Annotated in this window: 18 protein-coding genes; 7 read left to right on the top strand and 11 right to left on the bottom strand. The window is 71.8% G+C overall.

What is annotated here, in order from left to right; all coding sequences use genetic code 11:
* Window position 1: 1 nt before the first annotated feature.
* Window positions 2-409, bottom strand: a complete 408-nt coding sequence (locus HNR30_RS31800; protein ID WP_181613723.1) for a hypothetical protein — start codon at window positions 407-409, stop codon at window positions 2-4.
* A 313-nt stretch (window positions 410-722) separates the two neighbouring features.
* Between HNR30_RS31800 and HNR30_RS31795 the strand changes: the two genes are divergently transcribed.
* From HNR30_RS31795 to HNR30_RS31780, 4 genes are all read left to right on the top strand, one after another.
* Complete coding sequence (locus HNR30_RS31795) at window positions 723-2312, top strand: glycoside hydrolase family 64 protein (RefSeq protein WP_181613722.1); 1590 nt, start codon at window positions 723-725, stop codon at window positions 2310-2312.
* Window positions 2313-2470: 158 nt separating this feature from the next.
* The gene (locus tag HNR30_RS31790) at window positions 2471-3625 is read left to right on the top strand and encodes a sensor histidine kinase (RefSeq protein WP_181613721.1); all 1155 of its coding nucleotides are present in this window, start codon (window positions 2471-2473) and stop codon (window positions 3623-3625) included.
* Complete coding sequence (locus HNR30_RS31785; protein ID WP_181613720.1) at window positions 3622-4281, top strand: response regulator transcription factor; 660 nt, start codon at window positions 3622-3624, stop codon at window positions 4279-4281. Before HNR30_RS31790 ends, HNR30_RS31785 begins: the two co-directional genes overlap by 4 nt.
* Window positions 4282-4328: 47 nt before the next feature.
* Window positions 4329-5303: a hypothetical protein gene (locus HNR30_RS31780; RefSeq protein ID WP_181613719.1), complete on the top strand. Its 975-nt coding sequence runs from the start codon at window positions 4329-4331 to the stop codon at window positions 5301-5303.
* A 52-nt stretch (window positions 5304-5355) separates the two neighbouring features.
* On the opposite strand, the gene HNR30_RS31775 is transcribed toward HNR30_RS31780, so the two are convergent.
* The 5 genes from HNR30_RS31775 to HNR30_RS31755 all read right to left on the bottom strand — a co-directional run bounded on the left by HNR30_RS31775 (window position 5356) and on the right by HNR30_RS31755 (window position 9863).
* On the bottom strand, window positions 5356-5685 hold the full coding sequence (locus HNR30_RS31775; RefSeq protein ID WP_181613718.1) for a nucleoside triphosphate pyrophosphohydrolase family protein: 330 nt from the start codon (window positions 5683-5685) through the stop codon (window positions 5356-5358).
* A gap of 98 nt (window positions 5686-5783) precedes the next feature.
* Window positions 5784-7973, bottom strand: coding sequence for a catalase/peroxidase HPI (gene katG, locus HNR30_RS31770; protein ID WP_181613717.1), 2190 nt, complete (start codon window positions 7971-7973; stop codon window positions 5784-5786).
* Between the two features lie 21 nt (window positions 7974-7994).
* On the bottom strand, window positions 7995-8417 hold the full coding sequence (locus tag HNR30_RS31765) for a Fur family transcriptional regulator (protein WP_181613716.1): 423 nt from the start codon (window positions 8415-8417) through the stop codon (window positions 7995-7997).
* A gap of 34 nt (window positions 8418-8451) precedes the next feature.
* A complete protein-coding gene (locus HNR30_RS31760; RefSeq protein WP_181613715.1) occupies window positions 8452-9201 on the bottom strand; it encodes a class I SAM-dependent methyltransferase in 750 nt (249 codons plus the stop codon).
* A 41-nt stretch (window positions 9202-9242) separates the two neighbouring features.
* The gene (locus tag HNR30_RS31755) at window positions 9243-9863 is read right to left on the bottom strand and encodes an alpha-ketoglutarate-dependent dioxygenase AlkB (protein WP_181613714.1); all 621 of its coding nucleotides are present in this window, start codon (window positions 9861-9863) and stop codon (window positions 9243-9245) included.
* A 113-nt stretch (window positions 9864-9976) separates the two neighbouring features.
* Between HNR30_RS31755 and HNR30_RS31750 the strand changes: the two genes are divergently transcribed.
* Together HNR30_RS31750 and HNR30_RS31745 are read left to right on the top strand one after the other, a co-directional pair.
* Window positions 9977-10741 carry a VOC family protein gene (locus HNR30_RS31750; protein ID WP_181613713.1) on the top strand — a complete coding sequence of 255 codons (765 nt, stop codon included), beginning with the start codon at window positions 9977-9979 and terminating at the stop codon, window positions 10739-10741.
* 30 nt (window positions 10742-10771) lie between these two features.
* Window positions 10772-11998, top strand: coding sequence for an MFS transporter (locus tag HNR30_RS31745; protein WP_312894774.1), 1227 nt, complete (start codon window positions 10772-10774; stop codon window positions 11996-11998).
* Here HNR30_RS31745 and HNR30_RS31740 read toward each other — a convergent pair.
* The 5 genes from HNR30_RS31740 to HNR30_RS31720 all read right to left on the bottom strand — a co-directional run bounded on the left by HNR30_RS31740 (window position 11987) and on the right by HNR30_RS31720 (window position 15658).
* The gene (locus HNR30_RS31740) at window positions 11987-12514 is read right to left on the bottom strand and encodes a CGNR zinc finger domain-containing protein (RefSeq protein WP_312894773.1); all 528 of its coding nucleotides are present in this window, start codon (window positions 12512-12514) and stop codon (window positions 11987-11989) included. The genes HNR30_RS31745 and HNR30_RS31740 overlap by 12 nt on opposite strands.
* Window positions 12515-12529: 15 nt before the next feature.
* A complete protein-coding gene (locus HNR30_RS31735; protein ID WP_181613711.1) occupies window positions 12530-13510 on the bottom strand; it encodes a WD40 repeat domain-containing protein in 981 nt (326 codons plus the stop codon).
* 1 nt (window position 13511) lies between these two features.
* The gene (locus HNR30_RS31730; RefSeq protein ID WP_181613710.1) at window positions 13512-14504 is read right to left on the bottom strand and encodes a hypothetical protein; all 993 of its coding nucleotides are present in this window, start codon (window positions 14502-14504) and stop codon (window positions 13512-13514) included.
* Window positions 14505-14591: 87 nt separating this feature from the next.
* Entirely contained in the window at window positions 14592-14951 is a 360-nt protein-coding gene (locus tag HNR30_RS31725; RefSeq protein WP_181613709.1) for a DUF2203 domain-containing protein, read from the bottom strand.
* Window positions 14952-14962: 11 nt separating this feature from the next.
* The gene (locus tag HNR30_RS31720; RefSeq protein ID WP_181613708.1) at window positions 14963-15658 is read right to left on the bottom strand and encodes a GntR family transcriptional regulator; all 696 of its coding nucleotides are present in this window, start codon (window positions 15656-15658) and stop codon (window positions 14963-14965) included.
* An 86-nt stretch (window positions 15659-15744) separates the two neighbouring features.
* Here HNR30_RS31720 and HNR30_RS31715 point away from each other — a divergent pair, with 86 nt between their 5' ends.
* Window positions 15745-17037: an MFS transporter gene (locus tag HNR30_RS31715; RefSeq protein ID WP_181613707.1), complete on the top strand. Its 1293-nt coding sequence runs from the start codon at window positions 15745-15747 to the stop codon at window positions 17035-17037.
* Window positions 17038-17057: the final 20 nt, after the last annotated feature.

Raw genomic sequence — 17057 nt, 5'->3', positions numbered from 1 at the left:
ACTAGGCGGCGTCGAGCGCTGCGGTGATCTTGCGGGTCATCTCGGCGGCGGTGGGGCTGGGCTCGCCCCGGTGCGCGCGGGCGGCGGCGTCGAGGGCGACCAGGACGGTGTCGCGGAAGTCCGCGGCGACGGCGGGGTCCTGCTGCTTGAGCAGAGCCACGGAGGCGGTCAGCGCGGGCAGCACCTTGTCGGCGATCTCGGCGGCGTTCCTGCCGTCGATGTCGACGCCCGGCTTCTTCTCGGCGAGCACGTGGCCGATCGGGCCGGTCGCGGCGTACAGCGCGAGCGAGCCGGCGGTGGCGGCCTTGTGCGCCGAGCCGGCCACATCGGCGGCGGCCAGCAGCGCGACGGCGCCGTAGGCGGCGCTGCGGAGGGTGAGCTTGTCCTGGGCGGAGAGGGTGACGGTCATGGTGGTGAACTCCTGTGAGTCAGTGGTGAACTTCGATGACCTGACGATCGCGGACCGCTCTGACGGCGCGCTGTCACCGGGCTGATACGGCCGCTGACATCCGGCCCGCGAGTACGCCCGGGAGAGTTGTACGTGCGCGGCACCCTGCCCGCAGTCCATTGACTTCACGAGTCAAGCGGCCGTAATGTGAGAGCGCTCTCTCAGGTCGCAACCTGGAACCGAGAGAGCGCTCTCAATCCTCGAGGATCCTCGCCGCCGAGGGCCTGGCGCCCACGGCGGACATTCGGCCACGCCCCCCCGATTGAGAGGCGCCATGCGCATCCCCCCTCGCATCGCCCGCATCCTCGCCACCACCCTCCTGGCCGCCCCGCTCGCCCTCGCGAACGCCTCCCCCGCCCAGGCCATCGGACCCGCCATCCTCCCCGTCACCGTCACCAACAACAGCGGCCGAGCCGACGCCGTCCATCTGTACGTGCTCGGGACGAACCTGGCCACCGGACGCCTGGGCCACGTCAACGCCGCCGGCACGTTCACGCCGTGGAGCGGCGGGCAGATCCCGCCGTCGCCCGCGCCCGACGTGTCGATCGGCGGACCGGGCAACGGCGGCAGCTCGACGATCCGCTTCCCGCGCGGCTTCTCCGGCCGGGTCTACTTCTCCCTCGGCCAGAAGCTGCAGTTCTTCCTGACCCCCGACGGGCTCGTCCAGCCCGCGCCCTGGGCGGGCGGCGACCCCAACCGGTCCATCCTGTTCGACTGGAGCGAGTTCACCTACAACGACGCCGGGTTATGGATCAACAGCTCGCAGGTCGACATGTTCGCCGTGCCGCACGCGGTCTCCGTGACGGGAGCGTCCGGCGCCACGAAACGCACCGGTGACCTCGTCGCCAACGGCCGTGACGCGATCATCGGCGCCATCCGCGCCCAGGCCGGATGGGCCAACACGGTGATCACCCGCTCGGACGGCACGGTGCTGCGCGTCCTGTCGCCGGGCAAGGCCGCCGACGCGGGACTGCTGTCCCCGACCTACCTCGACTCCTACATCGCCTCGGCGTGGAACGCCTACACCGCCAAGACCCTGACCGTCGTCCCGTTCACCGACCAGCCGAACACCAGGTTCTTCGGGCGCACAAGCGGGACCGTCATGACCTTCACCAACACCTCCGGCGCCCAGGTGGCGTCGTTCAACCGGCCGTCGAGCGCCGACGTGTGGGGGTGCGCGGGCAACCTCCACGCACCCAACGACCTGGTCGTCGGCCCGATCGCCCGCACGCTGTGCGCCGCGCTCAACCGGGGCACGCTGGGCACCGTCGACACCCAGCCGAGCCTCAACGCCGCCGAGTTCTACCGGAACAACCCCACCAACCACTACGCCCGGATCATTCACGCGAACATGACCGACGGCAAGGCGTACGCCTTCCCCTTCGACGACGTCGGCGCCTTCGAGTCGCTCGTGCACGACGGCGACCCCCGGTCGGCCGGGATCATCCTCACCCCGTTCACCGGGGGTAGCGCAAACCCGGCCAGGACGATCGTCGGGCCCGGCGGCAAGTGCGTCGACGTCTCCGGTGACGACACCGGCGGCAACGGCGCCGCCGTACAGCTGTGGGACTGCCAGTCGTGGGCCGTCGACCAGCGCTGGACCCGCAACGGCGACGGCACGCTGCGGACGCTCGGCCGGTGCCTGGACGTCGTCTCGGGCGGTACGGCCAACGGCACGAAGGTGCAGGTGTGGGACTGCAACGGGACCGGCGCCCAGGTGTGGGCGCCGCAGGCCGACGGCTCGCTGCGCAACCCGCAGTCGGGACGCTGCCTGGACTCCCCCGGCGGCGCCACCGCCAACGGCACCCGCCTGCAGATCTGGGACTGCAACGGCACGGGGGCTCAGAGGTTCCCGCTCTCCTGACAGTCGGCGGTGCTCCTCTCCCGCGGGAGGCACGCGGAAGAGGAGCACCGGTGGGCGACCACCACCCGCCTGAGCCGGCGAGCATGGGCCCGCGGCGGCGGGCGGGTGTCTGACATCTGTCACTCCGCGACGATCATGCGGGCGACGACAATGGGGGCATGCGTGCCCGCTCCTGGACGAACCTCTGCCTGATCTTCCTGCTGTGGCCGGTCCCCGCCTTCCTCGAACGCGAGCCGGGCGCGACGGCGGCGGCGGTCGTCTTCGCGGGGATGGTCGCCTTCGCCGCGCTCTACCTGCGTACGATCTCCTCGGCGCACAGCGGCGACACCAGCAGCGGCGGAGCCCAGGGCCCTACGGCGCGCTGGTGGTCGGTGGCCGCCCTGTACGGCGTGGCCGCAGCCCTCACCCCCGCCCTCGGCGAGCTGTGGGTCTTCGCCGCGCTGTTCTTCCTCATCGCCGCCCTCTTCAGCGCCCTCCCCCGCATCACCGCCCTCGTCCTGTGCGGCCTCACGATCATCGCCGCCTGTGCCGTACTCCCCCTGGCCACGGCCTGGTGGATCCCCCTGCAGGCGGTCGTCTTCACCGGCGCGATGGACGTGTTCATCCGCCTCGAGGCCGCCAACCGGGCGCTGAAGGCCGCGCACGCCGAGACCGAACGGCTCGCCGTCGACAACGAGCGGCTGCGCTTCTCGCGCGACCTGCACGACATCCTCGGGCACGCGCTGTCGGCCATGACCCTCAAGAGCCAGCTGGCCGGACGCCTGGTCGACGCAGACCCCGCGCGGGCGCGCACCGAGATCGGCGACGTCGAGGAGCTGTCGCGGCAGGCGCTCGACGACGTGCGGGACGCGGTGGCGGGGTACCGGGCGCTGTCGCTGGACGGCGAGCTCGCCACCGCCAGGCGCACCCTGGCGGCGGCCGGGGTGACGCTGGACGTCGCCGCCGCCCCGATCCCGGCGGACGCGGGCTCGCTGCTGGCGTGGGTGGTACGCGAGGGCACGACCAACGTCGTACGGCACAGCCGCGCGCGGTCATGCCGCATTCACCTCGGGGTGGAGGGCGGGCAGGCCTTCGTGGAGGTCTCCGACGACGGCGGCCCCACGTCCCCGGCCGACCGGCGGGGCACGCAGGGAGGCGGGGTTCATGGCACCGGACTCCACGGCAGTCCCGCCAACGGCGGCGCGCCTGCCGGGAGCGGGCTTCGCGGGCTGGCCGAGCGCCTTGAAGCGGCGGGAGGCACGATGCACCGCACTCGCGCCCCGGAGGGCGGCTTCCTGCTCAGAGCGGCCCTCCCCCTAGGAGCGCCGCGATGACACGACTCCCGCCCAGCGACGACGCCCCCCACGACGCCCCCTCGGGGGCCCCGCACCCGATCCGCGTCCTCCTGGCCGACGACCAGCACCTCGTACGGCAGGCGATCGCCGCCCTGCTCAGCTTCGAACCCGACATCGAGGTCGTCGCCGAGGTCGACCGGGGAGACCTCGTCCTCGACGCCGCGGCCGGCGCCCAGCCCGACGTGATCCTGCTCGACATCGACATGCCCGGCCGCGACGGCCTGGCCGTGGCCGCCGACCTCAGGGATCACCCCGCCAGGGTCCTGATCCTCACCACCTTCAGCCGCCCCGGCTACCTGCGCCGCGCCCTGTCCGCCGGAGCCGCCGGATTCGTCGCCAAGAACGCCCGCGCCGAGGACCTGGCCGCCGCCATCCGCCGTGTGCGGGCGGGCGGCACCGTCGTCGACCCCCGCCTGGCCGCCGCCAGCCGCGAGCTCGGCGACAACCCTCTCACCGACCGCGAGTGCGACGTCCTGCGCGCCGCCACCGGGGGCGGGACGATCGCCGACATCGCCCGCGGGTTGTTCCTGTCGGAGGGCACGACCCGCAACTACCTGTCGTCCGCGATCGGCAAGACCGGCGCCCGCAACCGCGCCGAGGCGGGCCGCATCGCCGAGGAGCGCGGCTGGCTTTAGGACGTTCGTCACTACTGACACCCGCGGCTGATCACGATGCTGGGGCCATGGTCAAACGATGGACACCCGTTCTCACCCTGTTCCTGCTGGCTCCGCTGGCCGCCGAGTTCCTTCTGGGCAACCTGCCGATCACGATGCTGATCGCCCTGATCTCGCTGGCTCCCCTGTACGGCGGCGGCGCCCTGCTGATCCGCGAAGTGTCGAGGCGCCTGCCGCTCGGCTGGACCGGCATCGCCCTGCTCGGCCTGGCCTTCGCGGTCGTCCAGGAGGCGTTCGTCACCGGCTCGCTGTTCGACCCGCGCTACGCCGCGATCCCCATGACCGACTACGCCTACCTGCCCGGGCTGGGCGTCAGCGCCTGGTGGACGGTGTTCGTGCTCACCTTGCACAGCGCGTGGAGCGTCTGCGCCCCGATCGCGGTCACCGAGGCGCTGTCGGACTCGCGTGAACCCTGGCTCGGACGCGCGGGGCTGGGCGTGGCGGGCGCGCTCTTCGCCGCCGGAATCGTGATGTCACGCGCGTTCACCGCCTCGCCCCACCAGCCCTCGACGGCCCAGCTGACCGGCGCCGCCGTGGGCGTGGCCATCCTCATCGGCGCCGCCGTGCTCCTCGGCCGCCGCCCCGTCCCGGCCTCTGCCCGCTCCGCCCCCGCTCCCCTGGCGGTGGGTGCCTTCACGCTCACCACCGGGTCGCTCTTCTGGGCCATCACCCTCATCGCCGGCCCAGCCCTGGCCTGGCCCACCGTGGCCGTCCACCTCGTCCTGGCCGTCGCCACCCTCGTGACCCTGCGGCAGTGGTCGGCCGGTCCGGGCTGGGACCGGCGCCACCTGCTCGCCGCCGCCGCGGGCGGGCTGCTCACCTACGCCTGGCACGGCTTCGCCCAGCCACCCGCCGTCCCCACCCCTCCCGCCACGGACCTGGCCGGCGACGTCCTGTTCGCGGCGGCGACCGTGGGCATGCTCCTCGCCGCCGCCGTACGGCTCAGCCGGACACGGAACCCTGCACCCGCGCAAAGCCGCTGACGCCGAGCGTCTGGGCGGACCGCTCCCGCACGGGCCCTTGGTCTCCCCGATGTCAGCGGTCGTCGCCGCTCCCACGCAGCACGCCACGATCCTGGCGGCCGGCCAGCTTGGCCAGGTTCGTCCTCGCGACATCGTCCAGCGACAGGTCGAGGTAGTCCGCGAGCACCGCCACGTACCAGAGCACGTCGCCCAGTTCCTTGGCGATGTCGGCCCGATCGATCCGCGACTCGTCGCTGTCGAGGTCGCGAACCCACTTCTTGAACTTCTCGGCGATCTCGCCTGACTCACCGACCAGCCCGAGCACCAGGTGGAGCAGCTCGTTCCTCTTGTCGCGCGGTGCCGCGGTGCGCAGGGCTGCGCGCTGATACTCATCCAGTTCCATGGCGGATCAGTATGGCCGCCTGGACGCGTTCGATCCGGCGACAGGCGGGCGACCCCGCGAGGCCCATGCCTCGCGGGGTCGCCCACGCGGGAGGAACGTCAGACCAGGTCGAACCGGTCCGCGTTCATCACCTTGTTCCACGCCGCCACGAAGTCCTTGACGAACTTCTCCTTGGCGTCGTCGCTGGCGTACACCTCGGCCAGCGCGCGCAGCTCCGAGTTGGACCCGAAGACCAGGTCCACCCGACTCCCCGTCCACTTGACCGTCCCGGCCGCGTCGACGCCCTCGAACAGGTTGGCGTCTCCGGTCGACTTCCAGGTCGTCCCGAGGTCGAGCAGGTTGACGAAGAAGTCGTTCGTCAGCGCCCCGGGAGTCTCGGTGAGGGCGCCCACGCGAGACTGCTGCGTGTTGGCGCCGAGGACGCGCAGGCCGCCGAGGAGGGCGGTCATCTCCGGGGCGCTGAGCCCGAGCAGGTTGGCCTTGTCGAGCAGGAGGTACTCGGCCGGGAGGCGGTTGCCCTTGCCGAGGTAGTTGCGGAAGCCGTCGGCGACGGGCTCCATGGCGGCGAACGACTCGACGTCGGTCTGCTCCTGGGTGGCGTCGACGCGGCCCTGGGTGAAGGGCACCTCGATGGCGAGCCCCGCGTTCTTGGCGGCCTGCTCGACACCGGCCGCGCCGGCCAGGACGATCAGGTCGGCGAGGGAGATCTGGATGCCGGACGACTGCTGGACGCCTTCGAGGGTGCGCAGCACGACGGCGAGCTGGTCGGGCTCGTTGACCTCCCAGCCGGCCTGCGGCTGCAGGCGGATGCGGGCGCCGTTGGCTCCGCCGCGCTTGTCGCTGTCGCGGTAGCTGGAGGCGGAGGCCCAGGCGGTGGAGACGAGCTGGGAGACGGTGAGGCCGGTCTCCAGGACGGCGGCCTTGAGGGCTGCGATGTCGCCGGCCGACAGCGCCGGGGCGGTGGCGGCGGGCAGCGGGTCCTGCCAGAGCTGGACCTCGGCGGGAACCTCGGGGCCGAGGTAGCGCACGACGGGGCCCATGTCGCGGTGGGTGAGCTTGAACCAGGCCTTGGCGAAGGCCTCGGTGAGCTCCTCGGGGTGCTCCAGCCAGCGGCGGGTGATCTGCTCGTAGACCGGGTCGAACCGCATCGACAGGTCGGTGGTGAGCATGGTCGGGTGCGTGCGCTTGCCGGGGACGTGTGCGTCGGGCACGAGGTCGGCGGCGGCGCCGTCCTTGGGGCGCCACTGGTTGGCGCCGGCGGGGCTCTGGAAGAGCTCCCACTCGTAGCCGTAGAGGATCTCGAGGAAGCGGTTGTCCCACGCGGTGGGCGTGTCGGTCCAGATGCCTTCGAGGCCGGAGGTGATGGTGTCGGCGCCCTTGCCGGTGCCGTGGGTGCTGGCCCAGCCGAGGCCCTGGGCCTCGATGGGGGCGCCTTCCGGGTCGGCGCCGACGTTGGAGGCGGGTCCGGCGCCGTGGGTCTTGCCGAAGGCGTGGCCGCCGATGATGAGGGCGGCCGTCTCCTCGTCGTTCATCGCCATGCGGCGGAAGGTCTCGCGGATGTCGCGGGCGGCGGCCAGCGGGTCGGGGTTGCCGTTGGGGCCCTCGGGGTTGACGTAGATGAGGCCCATCTGGACGGCGGCGAGGGGGTTCTCCAGCTCGCGGTCGCCGGTGTAGCGCTGGTCGTCGAGCCAGGCGGTCTCGGGGCCCCAGTAGACGTCCTCGTCGGCCTCCCACACGTCGGCGCGGCCGCCGGCGAAGCCGTAGGTCTTGAAGCCCATGGACTCGAGCGCGACGTTGCCGGTGAGGATCATGAGGTCGGCCCAGGAGATCTGCTGGCCGTACTTCTTCTTGACCGGCCAGAGCAGGCGGCGGGCCTTGTCGAGGTTGCCGTTGTCGGGCCAGCTGTTGAGCGGGGCGAAGCGCTGCTGGCCGGCGCCGGCGCCGCCGCGGCCGTCCCAGATGCGGTAGGTGCCGGCGCTGTGCCACGCCATGCGGATCATGAACGGGCCGTAGTGGCCGAAGTCGGCGGGCCACCAGTCCTGGGAAGTGGTGATCACGTCGAGGATGTCGCGCTTGACCGCGTCGAGGTCGAGGGAGTTGAACGCCTCGGCGTAGTCGAAGTCGTCGCCGAGCGGGTTGGCCACCGCGGGGTTCTTGGCGAGGATCCTCAGGTTGAGCCGGTCCGGCCACCACTGGCGGTTGCCGCCGCCCTGGGTCGGGTGCGGCGCCCGCTCGTGCGCTACGGGGCACTTACCTTCGGTGACGATCGGGTCGTGGTTCTCGGACATCGGGATCCTTCCGGACATGGCTCAGGAACTTGTACAGGCGGGGCACAGCCCCCAGTAGACGACCTCGGCCTCGTCGATGCGGAAGCCGTGGTCGTCGGAGGCGTCGAGGCAGGGCGCGTGGCCGACGGCGCAGTCGACGTCGGCCACGGTGCCGCAGGAGCGGCAGACCACGTGGTGGTGGTTGTCGCCCACCCGCCCTTCGTAGAGGGCGGGGCTGCCGGCGGGCTCGATGCGGCGGATGAGCCCGGCGGCGGTCAACGCGTTGAGAGCTTCGTAGACGGCCTGGACGGAGATGTGGCCGACGCGGTCTCGCACCCGGGAGGCGATCGTCTCGACTCCGAGGTGGTCACCGCCGCGGACGGTCTCCAGCAGCGCCGCTCGGGCCGCCGTGACCCGAAGGCCCGCGCCGCGCAGTTCCTCTGCGGGGGTCGGGGTCGCGCTCATGACCTGAACGTATCATAAACACGAGTCATACAAGTTAACGATGGGCCAAGGTTTGAGCTCGGGCCACGACGACCATCACCCGGCTGCCCGGCGTCACCGGCCCTCCCGCGAAGTCACCGTAGAGCTCCTCGACCGCGAATCCGGCCTCTTCCAGGAATTCCCGCAGCTCAGGCTCGTCGAAGAAGCGCAGAACGCCCCGATCGACCCGCTCCGCCGTACCGTCGGCCTCGCCGGTCGTCTCGGTCATCGTCACCACGCCGCCCACGGCCGACTCCACGACGTGGGAGACCCGCAGCCTGCGCCCGCTGCCGTCGACGATCTCCTCGGCGTTGCCCGGATGCCACTCCTTCCACTGCTCCGACTGGATGTGGCGGGTCTCGAAGGCCAGGCGGCCGCCCGGCTCCAGCGCGCCGTGGATCGCCGACAGGGAGGCCCGCACCTCGTCGTCGGTGATCAGGCACATGAAGGCGTTGCTGGTCATCGTCGCGAGCTCGAACTCCTCGCGCCAGGCGGTGACGTCGGCGGCGACCCCGTCGACCCACTCGATGTCGTCGCGCCGCCTGGCCAGCTCCATCGCCGCCCGGTCGGGGTCGATGCCGACGAGACGGCCGCGATGGCCTCGGCGCCTGGCGTCGTGGAGCATGGCCCCGGTGCCGCATCCGACGTCGAGCACGGATCGGGCGCCCATGACCATCGCGGTGTAGTGGGCGGAGTCGGCCCTCCGCTCGGTGTCCCACGGGTTGAGCACGTCGTACAGCGCGGCGATATCCGCATCAGAGAACATGCGGCGGATTATTCGAGTGGCACCGGCAAGGACTCAACCGGTTATCGCACCCCTCGCGGGCGGAACTGGACGCTGATGCGGGGCCCGACCGTGCCGCCGGCCTTCGGCACGGCGTGTTCCCAGGTGCGCTGGCAGCTGCCGCCCATGACGATCAGGTCGCCGTGCCCGAGGTCGTAGCGCAGCGAGGCGCCGCCGCCGCGAGGGCGCAGGGCGAGGGTGCGCGGGGTGCCGACGGACACGATGGCGACCATCGTGTCCTCGGTGCCGCCGCGGCCGATGGTGTCGCCGTGCCAGGCGACGCTGTCGCGGCCGTCGCGATAGAAGCACAGCCCGGCGGTGGCGAAGGGCTCGCCCAGTTCGGGCAGGTAGTGGCGGGTCAGCCGCGCCCGCGCCTCCTCCAGCGCGGGATGCGGCAGCGTCTCGTGCTCGTCGTAGAACTTCAGCAGGCGCGGCACGTCGACGACCTTGTCGTACATGCGCCGGCGCTCGGCCTTCCACGGGACGGCGGTGACGAGCCGGTCGAACAGGGCGTCGGCGCCCGACATCCAGCCGGGGCACAGGTCGATCCACGCGCCGTGGTCGAGGACGGTGCGTCGTACGGCGGAGCCGAGCGGCCCCGGCGCGGTCGGCGAGTCGAGATCGAGCAGCGAAGCCTGGAACATGACTCGATTATACGTTCGATATGGCTCCCCGGGGCAGCGGTATGCAAGGCTGTGACCTGCCGGGTTTCCCTGTCCGCACCCAGCGGGGACATCCCACCCATAAGGAGCACATCATGCTCACCACCGAATATGTGCCGGGCGCGCCCAACTGGATCGACCTCGGGAGCCCCGATCTCCAGGCCTCGACGGCCTTCTACACCGCCGTGCTCGGCTGGACCTTCAGCCCGCTCGACGACTCCTACGGTTTCTTCCTCGTGCGCGACACCGTGGTCGCCGCCGTCGGGGCTCTCACCGAGGAGCCGGCGCGTCCGGCGTGGATGCCGTACTTCGCCTCGCAGGACGTCACGGCGACCACCAAGGCGGTGGAGCACGCGGGCGGGGTCGTGCGTGTGCCGCGCACCCCGGCCCAGGACGGCTTCATCGCGCAGTACACCGATCCGAGCGGGGCGGAGTTCGCCGTGCTGCAGCCCGGGGCCGCGGGCGCGCTCGGGACGGTCTCCGAGCCGGGGTCGCTGAGCTGGCTGGAGCTGTACGTGGCCAACCCGCGGGCGATCCGCCCGTTCTACCGCTCGGTGTTCGACTGGCGTTTCGACGACATGCTCATGGGCGACGACGTCTACACGGTCGTCAGCACGGCGAGCGGCGACGACGCCTCGATCGCCGGGCTGGGCCCGCTGCCCGACGGCGGCAGGGCGCACTGGCAGGCCTACTTCGAGGTGGCCGACTGCGACGCCACCGTGGCCAGGGCGCAGGAGCTGGGAGGCACCATCACGATGCCCGCGACCGGCGTGGAGACGGTCGGGCGTTTCGCCATGCTCCGTGATCCTCACGGGGCCAGGTTCGCGGTGATCACCAGCGAGGAGGCCCCCGCCGCGTAGCAGAACATTCGTTCATGTAACGTCTCACCCGTGTTAGGACGTTACATGGCCGGCGCGGTCGCCGCGCGGACGGGTAACGAGATGGCCGGGCCGGCCCTGCTCGTCCTCGGCCTCGCGGTGACCGACTCGGCGGTGGTCGCCTCCTCCCTCCTGTCCGGCCTCACGGTCTCGGCCGCCGTCGGAGGACCCCTCCTGGGCGTGATGCTCGACCGGGCCAGGCGGCCCGGTCTGCTGCTGGCCGCGAGCATCGGCGGGTACGCGGCGGGTCTGGCGCTGATCATCGCGGGTGTCGGCCGGGCGCCGCACGCCCTGCTGGTGGCGCTGGCCGTCCTGGCCGGTCTGCTGGGCCCGGCGCTGGCGGGCGGGTGGACGGCGCAGTTGCCGCTGGTGTCGCCACCCGAGCGCCTGCCGCGCTCCAACGCCCTCGACGCGATGACCTACAACGTCGCGGGGCTGGCCGGTCCCGCGGTGGTCGGGGTGATCACCATGGCCGCGGGCGCGCTCGCCGCGGCGCTCGCGTCGGTGGCCCTGGTGCTGGCGTCGACCGGGGCCGCCTGGATGCTCCCGCGCAAGGATGCCAAGGACGACAAGGACACCAAGGGCGCCGAGGATGTCACGGATGCCGAGGATGTCATGGACGGCAACGCCGCCACCGGCGGCACGGAGCCGGCCAGGCCCCGGAGCCTGCGCGCGGAGCTGACCGCCGGTTTCGCGGCGATCGCGCGCAAGGGCAGCCTGCGCCGGGCAACGGTCACCTCGATGATCACCATGGTCGGCGTGGCGATGCTCGTCGTGGCCGCCCCCCTGCTGGGCGAGGAGCTGACCGGCGAGGTCGGCTACGGCGCGATGTTGCTGGCCGTCGTCGCGGTCGCGGGCCTGGCCGCCAACGCGGTCCTGGCCAGGATCACCTTCGACCCCGACCGCATGCTGCTGGGCAGCACGCTGGTGATCGCCCTGTCGCTCGCGCTGGCCGCCGCGGCCGGCTCCTACTGGGTCGCGGTGGTGGCCGCCGTCGTGGCGGGCGTGGGCGAGGGCCCGCAGCTCACGGCCCTGTTCGCCATCCGGCACCGCGAGGCGCCCGGCCGGTTGCGCAGCCAGATCTTCACCACCGGCGCCAGCTTGAAGATCACCTCGTTCGCCGTCGGCTCGGCGCTGGCCGGTCCGCTGGTCGACCTGTCGCCGAGCACGGCGCTGCTGGCCGGGGCGGGGATCATGGTCGTGGCAGCGCTCGCCTACGCGCTCCTGTCACGACCGTGAGGCCGCCCGGTGCGCGGCGACCCGCTCCCTGGTCGCGCACCGGCTGCTGCAGTAGCGCCGCGCGCTGCCGCCGCCCAGGTCCACGTACGGCAGGCGGCACGCCGCCGAGGCGCACAGCCCGCCGGGCAGCCGCTGCTGCTCCGACAGCAGCAGCGCCAGCGCCATCGCCGACGACGACAGGAACCACTGCCCCCATCCCGCGTCCTCGGTGTCGACGTGCACGTGCCAGCCGGTGGTGCCGCCGTGGTCGGTCAGGCGGGGCGGCCTGGCGCATCCGGCGAGCAGGTCGTTCAGCAGCCGCGCCGCCTCGTCGAGCCGGGAGGCGGCGAAGACCGCCAGGAGCCGCCGTGCGGCCTCGCGCATCTCCGCCACGTCGCCCGGGGTGATCAGGATCGGGGCCGCCTCGCCGTACCTGATCAGGGTGTCCTCGACCCGGGCCGGGTCGTCGTCCGCCAGGAGTGCCCGGCACAGGTCGGCGGCCCTGGATGCCATGACTCTGGTCGAGTGAACCTGCACGCGGCCAGCCTAGGCTCAGCCCCCGCAGGCGGCGAAGACGTAGCTGTCGGCGAGCACCTCGTAGCGGTCACGGATCTTGACGGCGCCGGAGACGACGTCGATCTGCACGATCGTCATCCGGGTCGGCCTGGTGTCGCGGTACTCCTCCAGGTGGAGGGTCACCTGGCTGGGCCCCGTCCAGTCGATCATGTGCACGCTCCCGGCGGGGAGCTTGACCTTGACGCGGCTGGTGATCTTCTCCGCGCGCATGTCGTAGAGCACGAGTTCGGGCTTGCCCGCCGCGACCACGTTGGCGACCGTCCTGCCGTCGGCGGCCAGGGCGTGGGGGCCGTTGGCCGAGACCAGCTGCGGCGGGGTGGCGCGGTCGATGAGGGCGCCGGTGTCGCTGTAGGCGCCGAGGTCGAAGGTGCCCTCGTCGCCGTCGCTCGTGGTCAGCACCTCGTCACCGTCGCCGCTGAAGTCGGCGAAGTTCTCGGCCGCGGGGATGGTGCCGACGCGCGCGCCGGTGGCGGTGTCGAAGACGCGGACGGGCCTGCGGTCGCCGCCGGACTGCATCGCCGCGAGCCTGCGGCCGTCGTCGGACAGGACGAGCGTGATGTTGTACTGCGCGACCGGGGGCAGCGCGTTCTTCGGCAGCACGGTCACGCCGCCGCCGAGCGTGCGGATCGCCAGGCGCCCCCGGCGGTCGAAGTAGGCGACCTTGCTCCCGTCGCCGCTCACCGAGATGGGCGCGGCCTGGTAGACGGAGGACGTGCCCTTGGCCGTGAGCGCCACGACCTGGGCATCCTTGAGCAGCTGGACGCTGCCGTCGTGCAGGGCCAGCCGCCAGTACCCGCAGGGCTTGCGCGCGCCGTCGGCGGCCGTGCAGGCCTTGACGGAGGCGTAGCGGATCGCGTGATGGGCGGAGTGGTCCTGCGTGTTGTGCGGGGCCGCCACGGCCGGCGTGCCCAGCAGGGCCAGGCCCAGGACGGCCACGGCCATCGTCTTGGTCTTCATCTCATTCCCCCGGAAGTGCCCACGTGTAGGAGTGCTTGCTGATGGTGAGGCGCCGGCTGCCTTCCACGGCGCCCGAGTCGACGTCGAAGGTGAGCACCCGGATCTTCACCGGGGCGCCCTCGCCGCCCTCGCTCACGTGCGCGACGAGCTTGCCGTCGGCGGTCCAGTGCACGTGGGAGGGGGTCTGCGACGGCAGGAGCGGCAGCGTGACCGAGGCCGTCAGGTGCTCGCCGACCAGGTCGTACAGGCGCAGCCGCGGCGGCAGCTTCCTGTCCTCGTTGCCGGCGACGACCACCGCGAGGGTGCGGCCGTCGGCGGCCAGGGCGCGGGCGTAGGCGCCGGCGACCACCTGGGGCGGGGTCGTGGCCAGCACACCGCCGCCGAGCCGGTGACCGTACAGCTTGACGACGTTGTCGTTCCGGTAGCGTCCGGCGAGCACCTCGTCGCCGTCGGCGCTGAAGCCCTCCGGGTCCTGGTCGGCCGGGAGCTCGACGGTCTTGCCCGTGGATACGGTGATCACCTTGGTGGGGGTGGGGTCGCCGTCGAGGCCGACGCTCACCATGACCCTGTCGCCCTTGGGCGACAACCACACGCCCACGTTCTCGGTGCCCACGCCCTTGGGCACGAGCGAGGCGGGCAGTGCGCGGGCGGCTCCCCCCGCCGCCCTGCGCACCATGAGCCGGTGGTCGCCGTCGCGCTCGTAGAGCACCCAGCGGCCGTCCGCGCTGATGGCCAGGCGCGACTGCCAGTCGGACCTGCCGCCGCTCTGGGTGGTGGCCCGCGGCGCGGCGCCGGTCAGCTCGCGCGTGCTGCCGTCGCCCAGCACCAGCCGCCACCTGCCGCACGGCTCGGTGTAGCCGCCGTCGCCGACCTCGCAGCCCTTCATCCAGGCCGCTGTGGCCGGCGGTTGTGCTCCGGCGTGAGCGGGTGCCGCCCCCACCCACCCGATCGCCGCGGCGGCCAGTGCCGCGGCGGCCCATGAGGTGTGCCTCATCGGTGTGTCTCCCCCTGTTCGGTGCCTTCTCACGAAGTAGGACACCTCAGGGGCACTACCGGTTGATCACAGGTCAATCACGACATTTCACAGCGGGCGGCGACCGGCGAAACCCAGCTCGGTCCTGTGGTACCAGACCAATTCGTTCTCGCCCTCGATCCAGCACAGCCGTACCGACACGCCGTCGATCAGGGCGGGGAAGTCGAGCAGCACCGGGGCGATGCCCTTGATCTCGAAGCCCTGGCCGGTCCAGTCGCTGAGGATCTCCTGGATGCGCGCCTCGACCGCCTTGATCTCGGCCAGGCCGCCCAGCGGCGAGGCGCCGAGCGCCTCGCGGTCGAAGGTCATCTCCGCCAGGTCGGCGCGCATGCCGACCAGTGCCTCGGCCTGCGCCAGCACTCCGGGCAGCAGCTCGCGCACCTCGTCCACGGAGAAGAGCCTGCTCATGGAACAGAACGTTATCCGGTCGGCTCGTAGGCGCGCAGGAGCATCTGCTCGGCTTCGTCCAGATAGGACTCCAGGTAACCGGCGGCGGCCTGGCCCTCCCCCGCCTCGATGAGCGCCAGCAGCTCCCGGTTTCGCGCGACGAAGGGCTCGTGGAAGGAGCGCGGGTTCTTCATGACGTGGAAGACGAGCCTCAGCTCGGCCAGCAGGTGCCGCATCGACTCGTCGAGGCGTGGGCTCTGGTTCAGCGTCACCAGCGCCTGGTGGAAGCGGCTGTTGGCGGTGCCGACCGCCTTCCAGTCGTCCTGCGCGGCGGCGCGCTCGGCGTCGGCCACCGCTTCCTTGATCGAGGCGAGTACGGCGGGCGGCGCTTCCTTGCTGCGCCGTACCGCGGCCACCTCGATCACCCGGCGCACGCGGTAGAGGTCGGCCACGTCCTCCGCCGACAGCACCCGCACGAAGACGCCCCGGTTGCGGCGATGCTCCAGCAGCCGCTCGTGGCCGAGGAGGCGGAAGGCCTCCCTGAGGGTGTTGCGCGAGATCGCGAGCTGGTCGGCGATCTCGGTTTCCAGCAGCTGCGTGCCGGGCTCGTCCACACCCTCGATGATGCGTTCCCGCAGCAGGTCGGCGACCTCTTCCGCGACGCTGACGCGGCCGATGCGGGTGCGGGCGTGAGCAAGACTGATGACGACGTCGTCCACATTTAACATGAAATCAGTGAACAAACCTCTTGTCGAGTTGTTCAACAATCCTTAGCGTGAAGGGGTGTGACCCCCCTCACCCTAGGAGCGTGCTCATGCACCAGACGCGGCGCGTGATCGTCGCCAGCCTCATCGGCACGTCGCTGGAGTGGTACGACTTCTTCCTCTACAGCACCGCCGCCACGCTGGTCTTCGGCCAGGTGTTCTTCCCGAACTTCGACCCGCTCAACGCCACTCTCCTGGCCTTCACCACCAATGCCGTCGCCTTCGTCGCCCGCCCGCTGGGCGGCATCGTCTTCGGCCACTTCGGCGACCGGGTCGGGCGCAAGACGGTCCTGGTCGTGACCCTGCTGGTGATGGGCATCGCGACCTTCCTCATCGGCCTGGTGCCGACCTACGCCACCATCGGCGTGGCCGCGCCGATCCTGCTGGCCACCCTCCGATTCGTACAGGGGCTCGGACTGGGCGGCGAGTGGGGAGGCGCGGTGCTGATGTCCATCGAGCACGGCTCGGACAGGAAGCGGGGCTTCAACGCCTCGTGGCCGCAGGTCGGGGTGCCCGCGGGCAACCTGCTGGCCGCGGGGCTGCTCGGCCTGATGTCGCTGGTGCTGTCGGACGAGGCCTTCCTGAGCTGGGGCTGGCGCATCCCGTTCCTGCTGTCCGGGCTGCTGGTCGTGGTGGGCCTGTGGATCCGCCTGAAGATCACCGAGTCGCCGCTGTTCGAGGAGGTCGAGGCGCGCGGCGCCAAGGCCCAGATGCCGCTGCTGGAGGTGCTGCGCACCCACCCGCGCGCCCTGCTGTCGGCCTTCACCGCCCGCATCGGCGTCGACGTGGCGTTCTACACCTTCACCACGTACATGCTGCTCTACATCACCCAGAACCTCGGGCTCGAGCGGCAACTCGGCCTCAACGCGGTCCTGATCGGCTCGGCCTTCCAGCTCGCGCTCATCCCGCTGTTCGGCGCTCTTTCCGACCGGTACGGCAGGCGTCCGGTCTATCTGGGCGGTGTCATCGCGGCGGCGGTGTGGGTGTTCGCCTTCTTCCCGCTGCTCGACAGCAAGTCGTTCGTGATCATCGCGCTCGCAGCGGTCGTGGCGCTGGCCACCCACGCCGCCATGTACGGCCCCCAGGCCGCCTTCATCGCCGAGCTGTTCAGCACCCGGCTGCGTTACAGCGGGGCCTCGATGGGATACCAGCTGGCCGGCATCGCCGGGGGCGCGCTGGCGCCGATCATCGCGCTGAAGCTGCTCGACGTCTACGGCACGTCGACGGCGGTGTCGATCTACGTGGTGGCCGCGCTGGCGGTCACCGCCTTCGGCCTGGCCATCGCGCCGGAGACGCGCGACCTGGACCTGTCCACCGCCGACCCGAAGCAGCCCGTGCCGTAATCGAGCCGCCGCGAAAGGAG

The sequence above is a fragment of the Nonomuraea soli genome (genome assembly GCF_013761175.1).
Lineage (GTDB): Bacteria > Actinomycetota > Actinomycetes > Streptosporangiales > Streptosporangiaceae > Nonomuraea > Nonomuraea soli.
The sequence above is the reverse complement of the archived record's forward strand: the minus strand, read 5'-3'. Positions and strand labels throughout refer to the sequence as shown.